This is a genomic window from Streptomyces sp. NPDC088810 (genome assembly GCF_044750305.1).
Classification (GTDB): domain Bacteria; phylum Actinomycetota; class Actinomycetes; order Streptomycetales; family Streptomycetaceae; genus Streptomyces.
On the sequence record NZ_JBIVJQ010000007.1, the window covers coordinates 173,246 to 190,770 of the forward strand.

A 17,525-nucleotide genomic window follows, 5' to 3' on the forward strand; every position below is an offset into this window, starting at 1 on the left:
GCCCTGACTGGGTCTCACGTGGCGGTGTCGTCGGGCGTATCCGTCCGGGAGGTGTCCCCGGGACGGGGCAGGCCGCCCGTCGATCCATTGATGGTGTCCTGCTGAGCGGACCCCCCGGATGCGGAACCCTTCAGATCCCGCCCGGCCCGCTCGCTCTCGATGAGCTCGTTCAGCCAGCGCACTTCGCGCTCCACGGACTCCATCCCGTGGCGCTGGAGCTCAAGCGTGTAGTCGTCGAGGCGCTCCCGGGTGCGCGCCAAGGAGGCGCGCATCTTCTCCAGGCGCTCCTCCAGGCGGCTGCGCCGGCCCTCCAGGACGCGCATGCGCACATCGCGCGAGGTCTGCCCGAAGAAGGCGAACCGTGCGGCGAAATGTTCGTCCTCGTACGCGTCGGGGCCGGTCTGCGAGAGCAGTTCCTCGAAGTGCTCCTTGCCTTCCGCGGTCAGCCGGTAAACGATCTTGGCGCGGCGTCCGGCGAGCGGAGCGGCGAGGGCGTCGTCGTGCGTGTTTCCGGGTTCCTCGATCAGCCAGCCGTTGGCGACCAGCGTCTTGAGGCAGGGGTACAGCGTGCCGTAGCTGAACGCACGGAACACACCGAGTGACGTGTTGAGTCGTTTGCGCAGCTCGTAGCCGTGCATCGGGGACTCCCGGAGCAGGCCGAGCACGGCGAACTCGAGGATGCCGGAGCGCCGGCTCATCGTCGCCTCCTCCCGGTCCCGCAGGTCGTTCCCGCAGGTCTCGCAGTGCCTGTCAGCGTCTTTATCTCGCGCTGATGTATCGACTCGATACATCACGACGATAGAACGGCCTACCGCACGCGACAAGGGGGGCGATGGTGAACGGGATCACATCACCGATTCGCAGGAGGCAAGTTGCCTGTTTTGGGGTGAACTTCGTGGCTCGGAGGGTTTTGGTGGTGCGTAGTCTGTGCGGCATGCACACCACCGGGAACCGCGTGATGCCTGGGGAGCGTCGTCGTCCCCGGTGCAGTACGGGTGAATGCAGGACCGACCACATCCGTACTTCGGGGGGACCGGAAACCAGCCGCCGTTCCAGGCGCGCACGGGTGCGCCTGCCCGAGGAGTAATCGTTCGATGAGCGAGCACCGTCGCAAACCGCCGCAGCCGCAGGGAGGCGGACGTGCCGCGGCCCGACGCGGCCAGTCCGGCTCGTCCTCCGGCCGCCGTGCGGCACCGCGAGGCGCCACCGGGTCCCCTGCCGACTCCTATGGGTCCCCTTCCTATGGGTCGGAGGCCACTGGTCCGGGAGGCGAGGAGCGTCCCTACGGCAGTCGTGCCGAGGCCCGCCGTGCCGCACAGAAAGGCGGCCGGCGCAGAACCGCCGACAACCCGCCCCCCGGCGGCCGGCGCGGCGGCCCGGGCGGGGCGACCGGTCCCGGACGCGGGCGGGGCCGCGCGACGACGGCACCCGGCAAGAAGCGGTTCATCGACTACCCCAGGGCCGGCAAGGACGGCTGGCGACGCTGGGTACCGTCCTGGAAGCTGGTCAGCGGGCTGTTCATCGGCTTCGTCGGCAGCCTGGTGGTGATGGTCGGCGTCGGCTACGCGATGGTCTCGATCCCGAACGAGAACGACGCGGCCAAGTCGCAGAACAACGTCTACTACTGGGCCGACGGCACCCAGATGGTGGCCACGGGCACCGGGGTGAACCGGCAGAACGTCAGCATCGACCAGATCCCGGAGGCGATGCGGTACGCGGTGATCTCCGCCGAGAACAAGTCCTTCTACCAGGACTCCGGCGTAGACCCCATGGGCATCGCGCGTGCCGTGGCCAACATGGCACGGGGCGGCCAGACGCAGGGTGGCTCGACGATCACCCAGCAGTACGTGAAGAACACGTACCTGAGCCAGGACCAGACGCTCACCCGCAAGTTCAAGGAGATGTTCATCTCCATCAAGGTGGGCGCGAAGCTCGACAAGAACGACATCCTGCAGGGCTACCTGAACACCTCGTACTTCGGGCGGGGAGCGTACGGGATCCAGGCGGCGGCGCAGACCTACTACGGGAAGAACGCGGTCGACCTCAAGCCGAGCGAGTGTGCCGTCCTCGCGGCGCTGCTCAAGGGACCGACGTACTACGACCCCGCCGGCAACCAGGACCTGGACAAGTCGGCGACCCCGCAGGCCAACCTGAAGCGTTCCACGGACCGCTGGAGCTGGATCCTCGGCGAGATGCACAAGGACAAGCACCTCACCGACGTCCAGTACCAGGAGGCGATCAAGAAGTACCCGGAGCCCGACGGCCGCAAGGCAACCAAGGGGATGACCGGGCAGATCAGCTACCTGGCCGACACGGCGAAGAAGTACGTCCTCGCCCACTCCGACATCACGGAGGCGCAGTTCGACAAGGGCGGCTACCAGATCTACACGACCTTCGAGAAGGCCAAGGTCAACGCGCTGGCCAAGGCCGTCAAGAACGTTCAGAAGGAGCGCCTGGACCCGAAGCACCGGGACCTGGACAAGTACGTCCAGTTCGGTGCGGCCTCGGTGAAGCCCCGGGACGGAAGGATCGTCGCGCTGTACGGCGGTGACGGCTACGAGAACGGGCACTTCACCAACAACGCGGACACATCCGGCGTCCCCGTGGGTTCGACCTGGAAGCCGTTCGTGCTCGCCGCGGCCATGAAGTACGGCACGTACAGGTCCGAGGGCGAGGGTGTTTCCCCGCTGAGCAAGTACAACGGCAACGACCATCTCAAGGTCTTCAAGCCGGATGGGTCGTACTACCTCAACAAGGACAACACACCCTTCTACCAGAACAACGAGGGTCCCAAGCCCTGGGGCTACATCACTTTGCGCAAGGCGATGGAGCAGTCCGTCAACACGCCGTTCGTCCAGCTCGGTGTCGATGTGGGGATGACACACGTCCGGGACGTGGCCAAGGCGGCCGGCATTCTCGACCAGAGCATGTCGCAGAACCTCAACCCGTCCTTCGCCATCGGTACGTCGACGCCCAGCGCGATTCGTATGGCCGACGCCTATGCGACGTTCGCCGCCTCCGGCAAGCAGACGGACCCGTACTCCGTGACCGCCGTCAAGATCAACGGTGTCGACGCGCCCAGCTTCGTCAAGCCGAAGCCCGCCCCCGAGCAGGCGCTGGACGCGAACATCGCCAACAACGTCACGGATGTCCTGGAAAACGTCATCCAGAACGGTACGGGTCAGAAGGCCAAGTCCCTCGGCCGTACGGCGGCGGGCAAGACCGGTACCACCGACGAGAACAAGTCGGCCTGGTTCGTCGGCTACACCCAGCAGCTGTCGACCTCTGTGGCGATGTTCCGTGAGAATCCCAAGGACCACAAGCTGCTGTCCATGAACGGCACGGCGGGGGTGGACTCCATCCATGGTGGTGACATCCCGACGCTGGTGTGGACCGAGTACATGAAGGCCGCGCTCAAGGGCGCGAACGACCTCGGCTTCCCGGACGCCACCGAGATCGGAACGGTGCAGGACGAGGCGGGTGCCCCCTCCCCGACCCCGAGCGTCACCATCAAGCCGAGCCCTACGCCGAGCGACACGCCGAGCCCGACGCCGAGCGAGACGACCCCCACGCCGTCCCCGTCGGCGAGTGAGTCCTGCCAGTTCGGTGGCTGGGACCCGAACTGCAACGGCAACGGGAACGGGAACGGCAACGGCAACGGAGGCGTGGATACGGGCGGCGTCGACGGAGGCGGAGACACGTCACCGACGCCGACGGTCACGGACACGACCGGGACAGGCACCACCCGAGGAAACGGCAACGGGGGCTTCTTCGGAGGCCAGACGGGTTAGCCCGGTGATCTGACCGGTTGGCGACCATATCGCCCACCACGGGTGTTTCACGTGAAACATGGGCCGCCGCACCCACCAGGTGCGGCGGCCCTCGGCGTTTTCTCAGGCTGGTACGGCAGGATGTGCCCCATGCCCAGTGCAGAGATGACGCCCGCGAGCATGCCCGAGCCCGAGCCCGCGCGGCCCGCCGTGGCAGAACCGGTGCAGCCGACCAGGGAGGACGGGGTCGCCGCCGCCGGCAGTGAGCTGATCGGCGGTCCCCTGGGGCGGCGCGCCCTGCTCGGGACCTCCTGGTGGACCCCTGTACGGGTCGTGGCGCTCGTGGCGATCGGTATGTTCGCCCTCGGCCTGGTCCAGAAGGCGCCCTGCTATCACAGTGCCTGGTTCTTCGGTGCGAGCAGCCAGTACACGCACGCCTGCTACTCGGACATCCCGCACCTGTACCAGGGTCGCGGGTTCGCCGACCACCTCGTGCCGTACTTCGACAAGCTCCCCGGCGACATGGACTACCTCGAGTACCCGGTGCTGACCGGTGTGTTCATGGAGGTGGCCTCGTGGCTGACGCCGCACAGCGGCAGCATCCAGCACCAGGAGCAGTGGTACTGGTTCGTCAACGCCGGGATGCTGATGGTGTGCGCCGCCGTCATCGCCGTCTGTGTCGCCCGCACCCACCGCCGACGCCCCTGGGATGGCCTGCTGGTCGCCCTGGCGCCCGCCTTCGCGCTGACCGCGACCATCAACTGGGACCTGCTGGCGGTGGCGCTGACGGCCGCCGCGATGCTGATGTGGGCGCGTGGCCGGGCCATCGCCTTCGGTGTCCTCCTGGGGCTCGCCACGGCCGCCAAGCTGTATCCGGTCGTGCTGCTCGGTCCCCTGCTGGTTCTGTGCTGGCGGGCCGGCAAGTGGCGCGAGTTCTTCCAGGCCGTGGCCGGTGCGGTGGTCGCCTGGCTCGTGGTGAACCTGCCCGTGATGCTCGCGCACGATGCGACGGGCTTCCACATCCGCGAGGGCTGGGCGAAGTTCTACACCTTCAGCCAGGAGCGCGGTGTCGACTTCGGCTCCTTCTGGCTGATCTGGGCGCAGAACTCCAGCAACCCGCCCACCACGAACTTCGTCAACAACGCGGCCATCGTGCTGGTGGTGCTGTGCTTCCTCGGCATCGTCGCGCTGACGTTCACCGCCCCGCGCCGGCCGCGCTTCGCCCAGCTGGCCTTCCTGATGGTGGCCGCCTTCGTCGTCACCAACAAGGTCTACTCCCCGCAGTACGTCCTGTGGCTGGTGCCGCTGGCGGTTCTCGCCCGGCCCAAGTGGCGGGACTTCCTGATCTGGCAGGCGTGCGAGGTGGGGTACTTCCTGGGCATCTGGATGTACCTCGCCTACACGACCAGCGGAGACGCCCACAAGGGCCTGCCGACACAGGGCTACCAGTGGGCGATCGTCATGCACCTGGTGGGCACGCTGTACCTGTGCGCCGTCGTCGTACGGGACATCCTGATGCCGGAGCGGGACGTGGTGCGCCGGTCCGGCGAGGACGATCCCTCAGGCGGGGTGCTCGACGGCGCGGAGGACGCGTTCGTGCTCGGCGCGGCGGCCCATCCCCCGCGCCACGCCGCGTACTTCGAGGGGCCTCAGGTGGACTGGGGCCGACCCGAAGAGCTCGCCCACAAGGACCGTTCGCTCTGAGCGAACGCGCGCAACGCCGCCTCGGCGCGCGGCACGGCCGGCCGTCACGCGCAGCCGGTGCACGCAGAAGGCCGTACCCGGGCGCTCCGGATACGGCCTTCTCGCAGTCCTGGACGGGCTCAGCGGTCCACGAGGCGGTCGAACTGGGTCGTGGTGTGCCGCAGATGGGCCACCAGCTCGTCGCCGACCTTGGGCTCGGGGGCGTCCGAGGGCACGAACAGGATCGACACCTGCATGTGCGGCGGCTCGGCGAACCAGCGCTGCTTGCCGCCCCAGACGAACGGGGAAAGGTTCCGGTTGACCGTCGCGAGTCCGGCGCGTGCGACACCCTTGGCGCGCGGCATGACGCCGTGCAGGGCCTTGGGGGCCTCCAGACCCACTCCGTGCGACGTACCGCCCGCCACGACCACCAGGAAGCCGTCCGAGGCCGCCTTCTGCTGCCGGTAGCCGAACCGGTCGCCCTTCGCCACGCGCGTGACGTCCAGGACGGCACCGCGGTACTCCGTGGCGTCGTGGTCTCCCAGCCACAGCCGTGTGCCGATGCGCGCGCGGAACCGGGTCTGCGGGAACTGCTGCTGGAGCCGGGCCAGATCGTCCGCCTTGAGGTGGCTGACGAACATCGTGTGCAGCGGAAGCCGTGCCGCGCGCAGCCGGTCCATCCAGCCGATGACCTCCTCGACGGCGTCCGAGCCGTCGGTGCGGTCCAGCGGCAGGTGGATGGCGAAGCCCTCCAGCCGGACGTTCTCTATGGCCTGGTGCAGCTGCGGCAGGTCGTGCTCGCTGATGCCGTGCCGCTTCATCGAGGACATCACCTCGATCACGACACGGGCGCCCACGAGGCCGTACACGCCGTCGATGGACGACACCGAGCGGACGACCCGGTCGGGCAGCGGGACCGGCTCCTCGCCGCGCCGGTAGGGCGTCAGCACCAGCAGGTCACCGCTGAAGAAGTCCTTGATGCGTGCGGCCTCGTAGGTCGTGCCGACGGCGAGCAGGTCGGCACCGAGCCGCGTGGCCTCCTCCGACAGCCGTTCGTGCCCGAAGCCGTAGCCGTTGCCCTTGCAGACCGGGACGAGTCCCGGGAACTGCTCCTGCACGTGCTTGTGGTGCGCCCGCCAGCGCGCGGTGTCGACGTAGAGCGTGAGCGCCATGGCCGGACCCGGAACCTTTCTCGTGGCTGCGGTGGATCAGAGGTGTATGAGCTGTGAGGGCTATGGAATCAAACGCCCGCGTGGCTCAGCGGCGCGACATGTAGATGTCGAGCGCCTTGTGGAGCAGCTTGTTCAGCGGGAAGTCCCACTCGCCGAGGTACTCGGCGGCCTGACCGCCCGTGCCGACCTTGAACTGGATCAGGCCGAAGAGGTGGTCGGTCTCGTCCAGCGAGTCGGAGATGCCGCGCAGGTCGTAGACGGTGGCGCCGAGTGCGTAGGCGTCGCGCAGCATCCGCCACTGCATCGCGTTCGACGGGCGGACCTCGCGGCCGATGTTGTCGGAGGCGCCGTAGGAGTACCAGACGTGCCCGCCGACGATCAGCATCGTCGCCGCGGACAGGTTCACGCCGTTGTGGCGGGCGAAGTACAGCCGCATGCGGTTGGGGTCCTCGGTGTTGAGGGCCGTCCACATGCGCTGGAAGTACGACAGCGGGCGGGGCCGGAAGTGGTCACGGACGGCCGTGATCTCGTACAGCCGCTGCCACTCGGGCAGGTCCTGGTAGCCGCCCTGCACGACCTCGACACCGGCCTTCTCGGCCTTCTTGATGTTGCGGCGCCACAGCTGGTTGAAGTTCTTGTGGACCTCTTCCAGGGAGCGGTTCGCCAGCGGCACCTGGTAGACGTAGCGGGGCTGCACGTCGCCGAAGCCGGCGCCGCCGTCCTCGCCCTGCTGCCAGCCCATGCGGCGCAGCTTGTCGGCCACCTCGAAGGCGCGCGGCTCGATGAAGTCGGCCTCCAGGTCGCGCAGTCGCTTGACATCCGGGTCCTGGATGCCCCTCTTGATCGTGTCCGCGTTCCAGCGGCGGATGATCACCGGCGGGCCCATCTTCACCGAGAAGGCACCCTGCTGCTTCAGGTGCGCCAGCATCGGCTGGATCCAGTCGTCCAGGTTCGGCGCGTACCAGTTGATGACCGGGCCCTCGGGCAGATAGGCGAGGTAGCGCTTGATCTTGGGCAGCTGGCGGTAGAGGACGAGGCCCGCACCGACCAGCTGGCCGCTCTTGTCGAACCAGCCCAGGTTCTCCGAGCGCCACTCCGCCTTCACATCTGCCCAGGCCGGGACCTGCATGTGGCTCGCCGCCGGCAGGCTCTGGATGAATGCCAGATGCTGCTCGCGACTGATGGTCCTCAGGGTCAGGCTCATTCGGGGCGCTCCTCGGGCTGGTGTGTCCCCATGGGTACAGGGGCTCCGGCTCTCGCGCCGAAGCCTACTGCGCCTTGCGAGCGCCCCGACTGGGCATATGGGCCTCGACCCCGGCGGAGTCAGCCGACGAGGCCGCCGAAGAGGCCGCCGTGGGCCATGCCGATCAGGAAACCGACGCCCGCGGCACCGAGCCCCAGGATCAGGAAGAACCGCTGCCGCGTGGTCACCGAGACCCACTGTCCGTAGACGCCCGTGGCCAGCGCCACCAGGCCCGTCCACGAGGTCAGCAGGTGGAGGCTGTGGAAGAAGGACGTGATGAAGGACAGCAGGCCCAGGGCGAACGTCACCGCCATCAGGGCGTCCTGCAGCGGATGGGGCTTGCCGTCCGAGGCGAAGAGGGATCCGGCGGTGTTGGGCTGCAATGCCTGTGCCATGGGCACCTCCTGCGAAAGCGGCGCATCTTAGCGCCGCACACACCCGATGTGTACAGATTGTCGGCCTCGAGGGCCGGATTTCAACCGGAAGCGGGTGTGCGGGTAGTCTGTACCGTCTGCACTGGTGTCTGCCCCGACCTGAACCAGGTCACACTGCTCGGCTTCCCTGAGGGAACCCCATTGTCAGTGGCGGCCGATACCGTTGCGTACGCATCACAACCCTCCTGCCACGGAACGACCGTGGCCGCTGAGTCCAAAGGAGGTGGGTTCCACATGCGTCACTACGAGGTGATGGTCATCCTCGACCCCGATCTCGAGGAGCGCGCTGTCTCCCCGCTGATCGAGAACTTCCTGTCCGTCGTCCGTGACGGCGGCGGCAAGGTTGAGAAGGTCGACACCTGGGGCCGTCGTCGTCTCGCCTACGAGATCAAGAAGAAGCCCGAGGGCATCTACTCGGTCATCGACCTGCAGGCCGAGCCTGCGGTCGTCAAGGAGCTCGACCGCCAGATGAACCTGAACGAGTCGGTCCTCCGGACCAAGGTCCTCCGCCCCGAGACCCACTGAGCCCTTCCGCTCAGCTGATCTCGGGATTCGAGTAGCAACCAAGCAGCCAGAGCAGCAAACCCGCCGAGAGGTTCCCCCATGGCAGGCGAGACCGTCATCACGGTCATCGGCAATCTTGTCGACGACCCCGAGCTGCGCTTCACCCCGTCCGGTGCGGCGGTCGCGAAGTTCCGCGTCGCGTCCACTCCCCGCACCTTCGACCGCCAGACGAACGAGTGGAAGGACGGCGAGAGCCTGTTCCTGACCTGCTCGGTCTGGCGCCAGGCGGCGGAGAACGTCGCCGAGTCGCTCCAGCGAGGCATGCGCGTCATCGTGCAGGGCCGGCTGAAGCAGCGGTCCTACGAGGACCGCGAGGGCGTCAAGCGCACGGTCTACGAGCTGGACGTCGAGGAAGTCGGCCCCAGCCTGCGCAACGCCACGGCCAAGGTCACCAAGACCGCCGGTGGCGCTCGCGGTGGCCAGGGCGGTTACGGCGGCGGTGGCGGCCAGGGTGGCGGCGGCTGGGGCGGAGGCTCCGGTGGCGGCCAGCAGGGCGGCGGCGCTCCGGCCGACGACCCGTGGGCGACCGGCGCTCCCGCCGGTGGCAACCAGGGTGGCGGCGGCTGGGGCGGCGGCTCCGGCGGCGGTGGCGGCTACTCGGACGAGCCCCCCTTCTAGGTCCTCGGACCAAGGGTGGGTCGTACCCCAACTTCTTGATCACACAGGAGAATCACCATGGCGAAGCCGCCTGTGCGCAAGCCGAAGAAGAAGGTCTGCGCTTTCTGCAAGGACAAGGTCACGTACGTGGACTACAAGGACACGAACATGCTGCGGAAGTTCATTTCCGACCGCGGCAAGATCCGTGCCCGCCGCGTGACCGGCAACTGCACGCAGCACCAGCGTGACGTCGCCACGGCCGTTAAGAACAGCCGTGAGATGGCGCTGCTGCCCTACACGTCCACCGCGCGCTAAGGGAAGGGTGACCGAATCATGAAGATCATCCTCACCCACGAGGTCTCCGGCCTCGGTGCCGCGGGCGACGTCGTGGACGTCAAGGACGGTTACGCTCGCAACTACCTGATCCCGCGGAAGTTCGCTATCCGCTGGACCAAGGGTGGCGAGAAGGACGTCGAGCAGATCCGTCGTGCTCGCAAGATCCACGAGATCCAGACCATCGAGCAGGCCAACCAGGTCAAGGCCCAGCTCGAGGGCGTGAAGGTCCGTCTGGCCGTCCGCTCCGGCGACTCCGGCCGTCTCTTCGGCTCCGTCACCCCGGCCGACATCGCGTCCGCGATCAAGGCTTCCGGTGGCCCCGAGGTCGACAAGCGCCGCATCGAGCTGGCCGCTCCGATCAAGACCCTGGGCGCCCACGAGACGTCCGTGCGTCTGCACCCCGAGGTTGCCGCCAAGGTCAACATCGAGGTCGTCGCGGCCTGATCGCCGCGTGATCGCTGTGCTCGCTTGAGCCGGTGAAAGGGGCCGCACCCTTCAGGGGTGCGGCCCCTTTCCCATGGCCGGGGCGGCATGTTTCACGTGAAACGGTCAGCGGGTCGCGCCGGTCACGAGCCAGCGGCCCGAGCGGGTCCGCAGCCACAGGGTCAGCATGCGGATCGTCATCATCAACGTCATCGCTGCCCAGAGCGCGGTGAGCCCGCCGCCGAGGGTGGGGACGAGCAGGGCCACCGGAGCGAACACCGCCAAGGTGACGACCATGGCCCAGGCGAGATAGGGACCGTCGCCCGCGCCCATCAGGACGCCGTCCAGGACGAAGACGATCCCGCAGACGGGCTGCGAGAGTGCCACGAGCAGCAGGGCCGGCAGCGCGGCGTCCTTCACTCCGGAGTCACTGGTGAACAGCGGCAGGAAGACCGGTCGTGCGGCCACCACGAGCAGGCCCAGTACGACACCGGTCGCGATGCCCCACTGGATCATGCGCCGACCGGCCTGGCGTGCCCCCTGGGGGTCGTCCGCGCCGAGATAGCGGCCGATGATGGCCTGCCCCGCGATGGCGATCGCGTCGAGCGCGAAGGCCAGCAGGTTCCACAGGGACAGGACTATCTGGTGCGCGGCGATGTCGGCGTCACCGAGACGTGCCGCGACCGCCGTGGCGATCATGAGGATCGCCCGCAGGGAGAGCGTGCGCACCAGGAGGGGAGCGCCGGCCTGGGCCGAGGCACGGATCCCGGCGGCGTCGGGCCGGAGTGAGGCACCGTGCCGGCGGGCTCCGCGGACGACGACGGTCAGGTAGACGGCCGCCATGCCGCACTGGGCGATGACCGTGCCCCAGGCCGAACCTGCGATGCCGAGCCCGGCGCCGTAGACCAGTCCCGCGTTGAGCGCGGCGTTGGCGACGAAGCCGGCGACGGCGACATAGAGCGGGGTTTTGGTGTCCTGCAGGCCGCGCAGGACTCCGGTCGCGGCTAGGACGATGAGCATGGCGGGGATGCCCAGGGAAGAGACGCGCAGATACGTGGTGGCGTAGGGAGCCGCGGTGGTGGAGGCACCGAAGAGGTCAACGATGCCAGGGGCCAGGGGCAGGACGACGGCGATGACGGCGAGGCCGAGCAGCAGCGCCAGCCAGATGCCGTCCATGCCCTGGCGGATGGCCGCCGGAAGATCACCGGCGCCGACACGGCGGGCCACGGCGGCCGTGGTGGCGTAGGCGAGGAAGACGAAGATGCTCACAGCGGTGGTCAGGAGCGCGGAGGCAACGCCGAGACCGGCGAGTTGAGCGGTTCCCAGATGGCCGACGATCGCACTGTCCACCATGACGAAGAGAGGCTCGGCGACCAGGGCGCCGAAGGCCGGGACGGCCAGCGCGACGATTTCGCGGTCGTGCTGCCGGCGGGTGGCCTTGGGGATCTCTGGAGCCTGTGTCATGAGCATCAATGTAATCGTCCACAGGTAAGAGATGCAACCGGCAAGTGCTCCTTACTTTCGGTCTGGGAGCATGTCCTTTCGGGTGCCGTTCGAAGCGATCTTGGCCCGACTGGGGAAGTTTTTTCTCTGCACAGCCGGTGGATCGTAAAGGTGCAGGTCAGCGGCTTGTTGGTGGGGAGATCGAGGGCTTGTTCACAGAGCTTTCCACCGGGTCGTGCACAGGTTTCGCCGAGTTCTCCACAGCATCGGGGCGGTCGTCCACATGGCCTGTGGATAACCAGATTGGCTGACGGTGCCGACGGGCCTACGGTTGTCCGGCGCCCGCTCCTTCCTCCGGCCCGGCAAGCGTCCTTCTTCCGGTCGGGGAATCGTCACAAATCCGACGTGCCAGAACCGGAGTTGGGCCTCTCAGTTGTCAGTGTCGTGCCGTACAAAAGAGGACACGGCGAGGTCCGCCGCGCGGACGGGAGGAGGTGGCTCGGTGAGCATTTCCGAGCCCTTGGACGATCCGTGGGCCGACAGTGGGCCCAGTGATCGTCTGCCGGCCTCCCGTCGGCGCGGTGACGGCGGCCGGGGTCGTGATGAGCAGCACGACCGGGGCCGGGACAACGGGGCCTGGGACGGCGGCGGTTCGTCCTTCGAGCGGGTCCCGCCGCAGGATCTGGACGCCGAGCAGTCGGTCCTGGGCGGCATGCTGCTGTCCAAGGACGCCATCGCCGACGTCGTCGAGATCCTCAAGGGCCACGACTTCTACAAGCCCGCGCACGAGACGATCTACACGGCCATCCTGGACGTCTACGCCAAGGGCGAGCCGGCCGACCCGATCACCATCGCCGCCGAACTCACCAAGCGCGGCGAGATCAACAAGGTCGGCGGCGCGGCGTATCTGCACAGCCTCGTCCAGACCGTGCCGACGGCGGCCAACGCCGAGTACTACGCGGAGATCGTCCACGAGCGTGCCGTCCTGCGCCGCCTGGTCGAAGCCGGCACCCGCATCACGCAGATGGGATACGCGGCCGACGGAGACGTCGACGAGATCGTCAACCGCGCGCAGGCCGAGATCTACGCCGTCACCGAGCAGCGCACCAGCGAGGACTACCTCCCGCTCGGCGACATCATGGAAGGTGCCCTCGACGAGATCGAGGCGATCGGCTCGCGCAGCGGCGAGATGACCGGCGTGCCCACCGGGTTCACCGACTTCGACTCGCTGACGAACGGCCTTCACCCGGGGCAGATGATCGTCATCGCCGCCCGTCCCGCCATGGGCAAGTCGACCCTCGCCCTGGACTTCGCGCGGGCCGCCTCCATCAAGCACAACCTCCCGAGCGTCATCTTCTCGCTCGAAATGGGCCGCAACGAGATCGCGATGCGTCTGCTGTCCGCCGAGGCCCGGGTCGCTCTGCACCACATGCGGTCCGGCACGATGACGGATGAGGACTGGACGCGGCTCGCCCGCAGGATGCCGGACGTGTCGGCCGCACCGCTCTACATCGACGACTCCCCGAACCTGTCGATGATGGAAATCCGGGCCAAGTGCCGGCGCCTGAAGCAGCGCAACGACCTGAAGCTGGTCGTCATCGACTACCTCCAGCTGATGCAGTCCGGCGGCTCCAAGCGCGCCGAGAGCCGTCAGCAGGAGGTCTCGGACATGTCCCGTAACCTCAAGCTGCTCGCGAAGGAGCTGGAGATCCCGGTCATCGCGCTCTCCCAGCTCAACCGTGGCCCCGAGCAGCGCACCGACAAGAAGCCGATGGTCTCCGACCTGCGTGAGTCCGGCTCCATCGAGCAGGACGCCGACATGGTCATCCTGCTGCACCGCGAGGACGCCTACGAGAAGGAGTCCCCGCGCGCGGGCGAGGCCGACCTGATCGTCGCCAAGCACCGAAACGGTCCGACGGCCACCATCACGGTCGCGTTCCAGGGCCACTACTCCCGTTTCGTGGACATGGCCCAGACCTGATCCGCCGGGCACCGGCGAGGTGCCCGGCACATCGATTCGACGCCCGCCTCCGTACCAGGTGGACTGGGCCCATGACGACAACTCAGGAAGCGCTGCTCCCCGGCACCCGCCGCGCCCTGCTGCACCGGATCGCCGTCGCGCAGTCCGAAGGACGGGCTCCGTCGCTGGTCGCCGCGATCGTGCGGGACGGGCAGGCAGTGTGGCACGGCGCGCGGACCTCGGTGGACGGGCACGGCCCGGACGAGACCGTGCAGTACCGGATCGGGTCCATCACCAAGACCTTCACCGCCGTCCTGGTGATGCGGCTGCGCGACGAGGGCGTGCTCGATCTCGGCGATCCCCTGGAGAAGCACCTGCCGGGCACCGGCGCCGGGGAAGCGACGATCGCGGAACTGCTCGCGCACACCGCGGGATTGGCGGCCGAATCGCCTGCGCCCTGGTGGGAACGGACGCCCGGATCCCTGCGGCCCGAGCTGAGCGATGTGCTGGGGGAACAGCCCCTGCTGCATCCCGTCGGACGGCGGCACCACTACTCCAACCCCGGCTACACCGTGCTTGGCGCCCTGGTGGAAGAGCTGCGCGGCGCTCCCTGGGAGGAGGTGCTGCGCCACGAAATCCTGGAGCCCCTCGGCCTGCACCGGACGAGCGTGCAGCCGGTCTCCCCGCACGCGGGCGGCTGGGCCGTGCACCCGTGGGCCGACGCGATGCTGCCCGAGCCGCTGGAGGACCTGGGCCGGATGGCGCCGGCCGGCCAGCTCTGGTCGACCACCGGGGATCTCGCGCGGTTCGCCGCGTTTCTGGCCCGAGGGGACGACCGGGTCCTGAGTGCGGAGTCGGTACGGGAGATGCGCACCCCGGCTGCGCCCGCCGAGGCCGCGGACGTGCTGGACGGGATCACATACGGCCTGGGCCTGCAGATCCAACGCCGCGACGGCCGGCTGCTCGTCGGGCACTCCGGTTCCCTGCCCGGCTTCCTGGCGAACCTGACCATCAGCGTGGAGGACGACGTGGCCGCGGTGGTGCTCGCGAACTGCACCAGCGGACCGCTGCTGGGTGCCGTGGGAGCCGACCTCGTCCGGATCGTCGCGGAGGCCGAGCCGCGGATCCCGGAGCCCTGGCGACCCGTGCGCGAGGTCGATCCGACAGTGCTGGAGCTGGTGGGGCAGTGGTACTGGGGCACGTACGCCTTCGGCCTGCGCGCGACCGCCGACGGCCTTCTCGCCCTGGCACCGCTGGCCGGCGGCGGCCGCAGGGCCCGCTTCCGGGCGAACGGCGACGGCACCTGGACGGGCCTGGAGGGCTACTACGCCGGGGAGCTGTTGCGGCCCGTACGGCGCCCGGACGGGTCCGTGAGCCACCTCGATCTCGGCTCGTTCGTGTTCACCCGGCAGCCGTACGACCCCGAGGCCCCGGTGCCCGGCGGCGTGGACCCCGAGGGGTGGCGGGGCATCGGCTAGCCCATGGCTGCCCGGGGGTGTGTTTCACGTGAAACGCACCCCTGCCCCCTCCGGGGCTCCCTGTGCGCGGCCCATCCGGCTGCTCACGGAGCCGTCAGAGCCCCAGCTTGAAGCCCTCGTGGGAAGCACTGAAGCCCAGCCGCTCGTAGAAGCGGTGGGCGTCGGTGCGCGTCTTGTCGGACGTCAGCTGCACCATGCGGCAGTCGAGCGTCTGAGCGGTGTCGATGGCCCACTCGATCAGCCGGCTGCCCAGCCCGCTGCCGCGCTCGTCGATGTGGATGCGCACGGCCTCGATGAGCGCACGGGTGGCCCCCTTGTGGGAGAGCCCGGGAATGATCGTGAGCTGGAGGGTCCCGATCACACGGCCTACGCGCACGGCGACGACGACATGCTGGTTCGGGTCGGCGGCGAGGCGGTCGAGTGCCGTCTGGTAGGGCGTCAGATCGTCGGGTGACTCGCGCTGGGCACCGAGCGGGTCGTCGGCGAGCAGGGCGACGATCGCCGGCAGGTCGTCGGCGGTTGCGGCCCGTATTTCAAGATCGTCCATGCGACGCACCCTACGCGGGCACGTTCAGGGACTCCACCACGCGGACCAGCGGGGCCAGTTCGGGGTGCTGGGCGGCGTCATCCAGGGCCTCGCGCAGCGCGGCATCGTTGGTGGGCCGCGCCTCTTCCAGTAGCCGTAGGCCAGCCGGGGTGACGTTGGTGTAGATGCCGCGCCGGTCGGTGGGGCACAGGTAGCGCTCCAGCAGGCCGCGGTCCTCCAGTCGGGTCACCAGGCGGGTGGTGGCGCTCTGGCTGAGCACGACCGCGTCGGCGACCTGCTTCATCTGCAGATGTCCGCCCTCGCCGTCGTGCTGCCTGCTGAGGACGTCCAGCAGGGAGTACTCGCGCACGCTCAGGTCGTGCTTGGCCTGCAGTGCGCGCTCGATGTGCGCCTCGATCCTTCCGTGCAGCGCAGAAAGGGCGCACCAGCCCTGGGCGAGGGCGGTGAGCGCGGGGTCCGTCGCTGTCATGGGGGTTCTCCTCCGTCCCGGGCGGCTGCATCACAAGGGTAGAGCACCGCCGCAATAGTCGGCGCTTGCATTATCCCGCGTCTGCAACTATTGTGAACGAACGCAAAGCGCTCCTGCAATCGTTTGGGAAGGGTGTACCCCCCTATGCCTCTCGCGCTTCTGGCCCTCGCGATCGGGGCCTTCGGAATCGGAACGACCGAGTTCGTGATCATGGGCTTGCTGCCCGAGGTCGCGGGCGACTTCGGGGTCTCCATCCCCACGGCGGGCCTGCTCGTGACCGGCTATGCGCTCGGCGTCGTCATCGGTGCCCCGCTGATGACCGTGCTGGGCACCAAGGTCCCGCGCAAGCGGATGCTGATGCTGCTGATGGGCCTGTTCATCGTCGGAAACCTGGTCTCCGCCGTGGCCCCGGCCTTCTCGGTCATGCTGATCGGACGAGTGATCGCCTCGCTCGCCCACGGTGCCTTCTTCGGCATCGGCTCCGTCGTCGCGGCCGAACTGGTCGCGCCCGCGAAGAAGGCCGGCGCCATCGCCATGATGTTCACCGGTCTGACCGTCGCCAATGTCGTCGGCGTTCCGCTGGGGACGTTCGTCGGACAGAGCGCCGGCTGGCGTGTCACCTTCGGCATCGTCGCCGGCCTCGGCGTCATCGGTCTCGCCGGTATCGCCAAGCTCGTGCCCGAGCTGCCTCGGCCGGAGGGCGTTCACCTGCGGCACGAGCTGGCCGCCTTCAAGAACGCCCAGGTCCTGCTCGCCATGGCGATGACCGTCCTCGGCTTCGGCGGCGTCTTCGCGGCCATCACCTACATCGCGCCGATGATGACCCACATCGCCGGGTTCGCCGACGGCTCGGTCACCTGGCTGCTGGTCCTGTTCGGCCTCGGCATGGTCGGCGGCAACCTCGTCGGCGGCAAGTTCGCCGACCGCGCCCTGATGCCGATGCTGTACGTCTCCCTGGGCGCCCTGGCCGTCGTCCTGGCCCTCTTCACGTTCACTGCCCACAACAAGATCACCGCCGCGGTGACCATCGCCCTGATCGGCGCCCTGGGCTTCGCCACGGTGCCGCCGCTGCAGAAGCGCGTCCTCGACCAGGCGCACGGCGCCCCGACGCTCGCCTCGGCCGTGAACATCGGCGCCTTCAACCTGGGCAACGCCCTGTCCGCCTGGCTCGGCGGCCTCGTGATCGCGGCCGGCCTCGGTTACACGTCGCCCAACTGGGTCGGCGCCGCGCTCGCCGCCGCCGCCCTGGTCCTCGCCTTCCTCTCGGCCGCCCTGGAGCGTCGCGACGGCGCACGCGGCACCGTGGTCGCCTCCGGGACGCCGGCAGGGCAGCGGACGCCCGTCCACCACTGAGCGGGCGCCTCACCACCCGAACTGCACAGACGTCCGTGCCCGGGGAGTCCCGG

16 protein-coding genes are annotated in these 17,525 nt (G+C 68.6%); 9 read left to right on the forward strand and 7 right to left on the reverse strand.

The annotated features are described in order from the left end of the window. Positions 1-14 precede the first annotated feature (14 nt). Positions 15-698 carry a helix-turn-helix transcriptional regulator gene (locus tag ACIP4Y_RS23090; protein ID WP_401396503.1) on the reverse strand — a complete coding sequence of 228 codons (684 nt, stop codon included), beginning with the start codon at positions 696-698 and terminating at the stop codon, positions 15-17. Positions 699-1,094: 396 nt separating this feature from the next. On the opposite strand from ACIP4Y_RS23090, the gene ACIP4Y_RS23095 reads away from it, so the two are divergent. Beyond that, complete coding sequence (locus tag ACIP4Y_RS23095) at positions 1,095-3,791, forward strand: transglycosylase domain-containing protein (RefSeq protein ID WP_401396506.1); 2,697 nt, start codon at positions 1,095-1,097, stop codon at positions 3,789-3,791. Between the two features lie 129 nt (positions 3,792-3,920). Then, complete coding sequence (locus ACIP4Y_RS23100; RefSeq protein ID WP_401396508.1) at positions 3,921-5,474, forward strand: glycosyltransferase family 87 protein; 1,554 nt, start codon at positions 3,921-3,923, stop codon at positions 5,472-5,474. A gap of 119 nt (positions 5,475-5,593) precedes the next feature. On the opposite strand, the gene ACIP4Y_RS23105 is transcribed toward ACIP4Y_RS23100, so the two are convergent. The 3 genes from ACIP4Y_RS23105 to ACIP4Y_RS23115 form a co-directional block, all read right to left on the reverse strand. Beyond that, positions 5,594-6,625: an alanine racemase gene (locus ACIP4Y_RS23105; RefSeq protein ID WP_030640115.1), complete on the reverse strand. Its 1,032-nt coding sequence runs from the start codon at positions 6,623-6,625 to the stop codon at positions 5,594-5,596. Positions 6,626-6,710: 85 nt separating this feature from the next. After that, entirely contained in the window at positions 6,711-7,829 is a 1,119-nt protein-coding gene (locus ACIP4Y_RS23110; protein WP_358635746.1) for a peptidoglycan bridge formation glycyltransferase FemA/FemB family protein, read from the reverse strand. A 119-nt stretch (positions 7,830-7,948) separates the two neighbouring features. Next, positions 7,949-8,263, reverse strand: coding sequence for a hypothetical protein (locus tag ACIP4Y_RS23115; protein WP_358635744.1), 315 nt, complete (start codon positions 8,261-8,263; stop codon positions 7,949-7,951). Positions 8,264-8,536: 273 nt separating this feature from the next. Here ACIP4Y_RS23115 and rpsF point away from each other — a divergent pair, with 273 nt between their 5' ends. From rpsF to rplI, 4 genes are all read left to right on the forward strand, one after another. Then, the gene (gene rpsF / locus ACIP4Y_RS23120) at positions 8,537-8,827 is read left to right on the forward strand and encodes a 30S ribosomal protein S6 (protein ID WP_014673750.1); all 291 of its coding nucleotides are present in this window, start codon (positions 8,537-8,539) and stop codon (positions 8,825-8,827) included. 78 nt (positions 8,828-8,905) lie between these two features. Beyond that, entirely contained in the window at positions 8,906-9,484 is a 579-nt protein-coding gene (locus ACIP4Y_RS23125; RefSeq protein ID WP_189296663.1) for a single-stranded DNA-binding protein, read from the forward strand. Between the two features lie 57 nt (positions 9,485-9,541). Continuing rightward, positions 9,542-9,778, forward strand: coding sequence for a 30S ribosomal protein S18 (gene rpsR, locus ACIP4Y_RS23130; protein ID WP_003949403.1), 237 nt, complete (start codon positions 9,542-9,544; stop codon positions 9,776-9,778). An 18-nt stretch (positions 9,779-9,796) separates the two neighbouring features. Further along, positions 9,797-10,243 (forward strand): 50S ribosomal protein L9, encoded by a 447-nt coding sequence (rplI, locus tag ACIP4Y_RS23135; RefSeq protein WP_059250016.1) that lies wholly within the window; start codon positions 9,797-9,799, stop codon positions 10,241-10,243. A gap of 105 nt (positions 10,244-10,348) precedes the next feature. Here rplI and ACIP4Y_RS23140 read toward each other — a convergent pair whose 3' ends face one another. Beyond that, on the reverse strand, positions 10,349-11,692 hold the full coding sequence (locus ACIP4Y_RS23140) for an MATE family efflux transporter (protein ID WP_401396515.1): 1,344 nt from the start codon (positions 11,690-11,692) through the stop codon (positions 10,349-10,351). A 475-nt stretch (positions 11,693-12,167) separates the two neighbouring features. On the opposite strand from ACIP4Y_RS23140, the gene dnaB reads away from it, so the two are divergent. Both dnaB and ACIP4Y_RS23150 read left to right on the forward strand, forming a co-directional pair. After that, a complete protein-coding gene (dnaB, locus tag ACIP4Y_RS23145; protein ID WP_401396518.1) occupies positions 12,168-13,646 on the forward strand; it encodes a replicative DNA helicase in 1,479 nt (492 codons plus the stop codon). 71 nt (positions 13,647-13,717) lie between these two features. Then, a complete protein-coding gene (locus ACIP4Y_RS23150) occupies positions 13,718-15,103 on the forward strand; it encodes a serine hydrolase domain-containing protein (protein ID WP_401396521.1) in 1,386 nt (461 codons plus the stop codon). A 94-nt stretch (positions 15,104-15,197) separates the two neighbouring features. On the opposite strand, the gene ACIP4Y_RS23155 is transcribed toward ACIP4Y_RS23150, so the two are convergent. Beyond that, positions 15,198-15,650: a GNAT family N-acetyltransferase gene (locus ACIP4Y_RS23155; RefSeq protein ID WP_401396524.1), complete on the reverse strand. Its 453-nt coding sequence runs from the start codon at positions 15,648-15,650 to the stop codon at positions 15,198-15,200. Between the two features lie 10 nt (positions 15,651-15,660). Then, the gene (locus ACIP4Y_RS23160) at positions 15,661-16,119 is read right to left on the reverse strand and encodes a MarR family transcriptional regulator (protein WP_361471860.1); all 459 of its coding nucleotides are present in this window, start codon (positions 16,117-16,119) and stop codon (positions 15,661-15,663) included. 144 nt (positions 16,120-16,263) lie between these two features. On the opposite strand from ACIP4Y_RS23160, the gene ACIP4Y_RS23165 reads away from it, so the two are divergent. Further along, positions 16,264-17,472, forward strand: coding sequence for an MFS transporter (locus tag ACIP4Y_RS23165; protein WP_401396527.1), 1,209 nt, complete (start codon positions 16,264-16,266; stop codon positions 17,470-17,472). Positions 17,473-17,525: the final 53 nt, after the last annotated feature.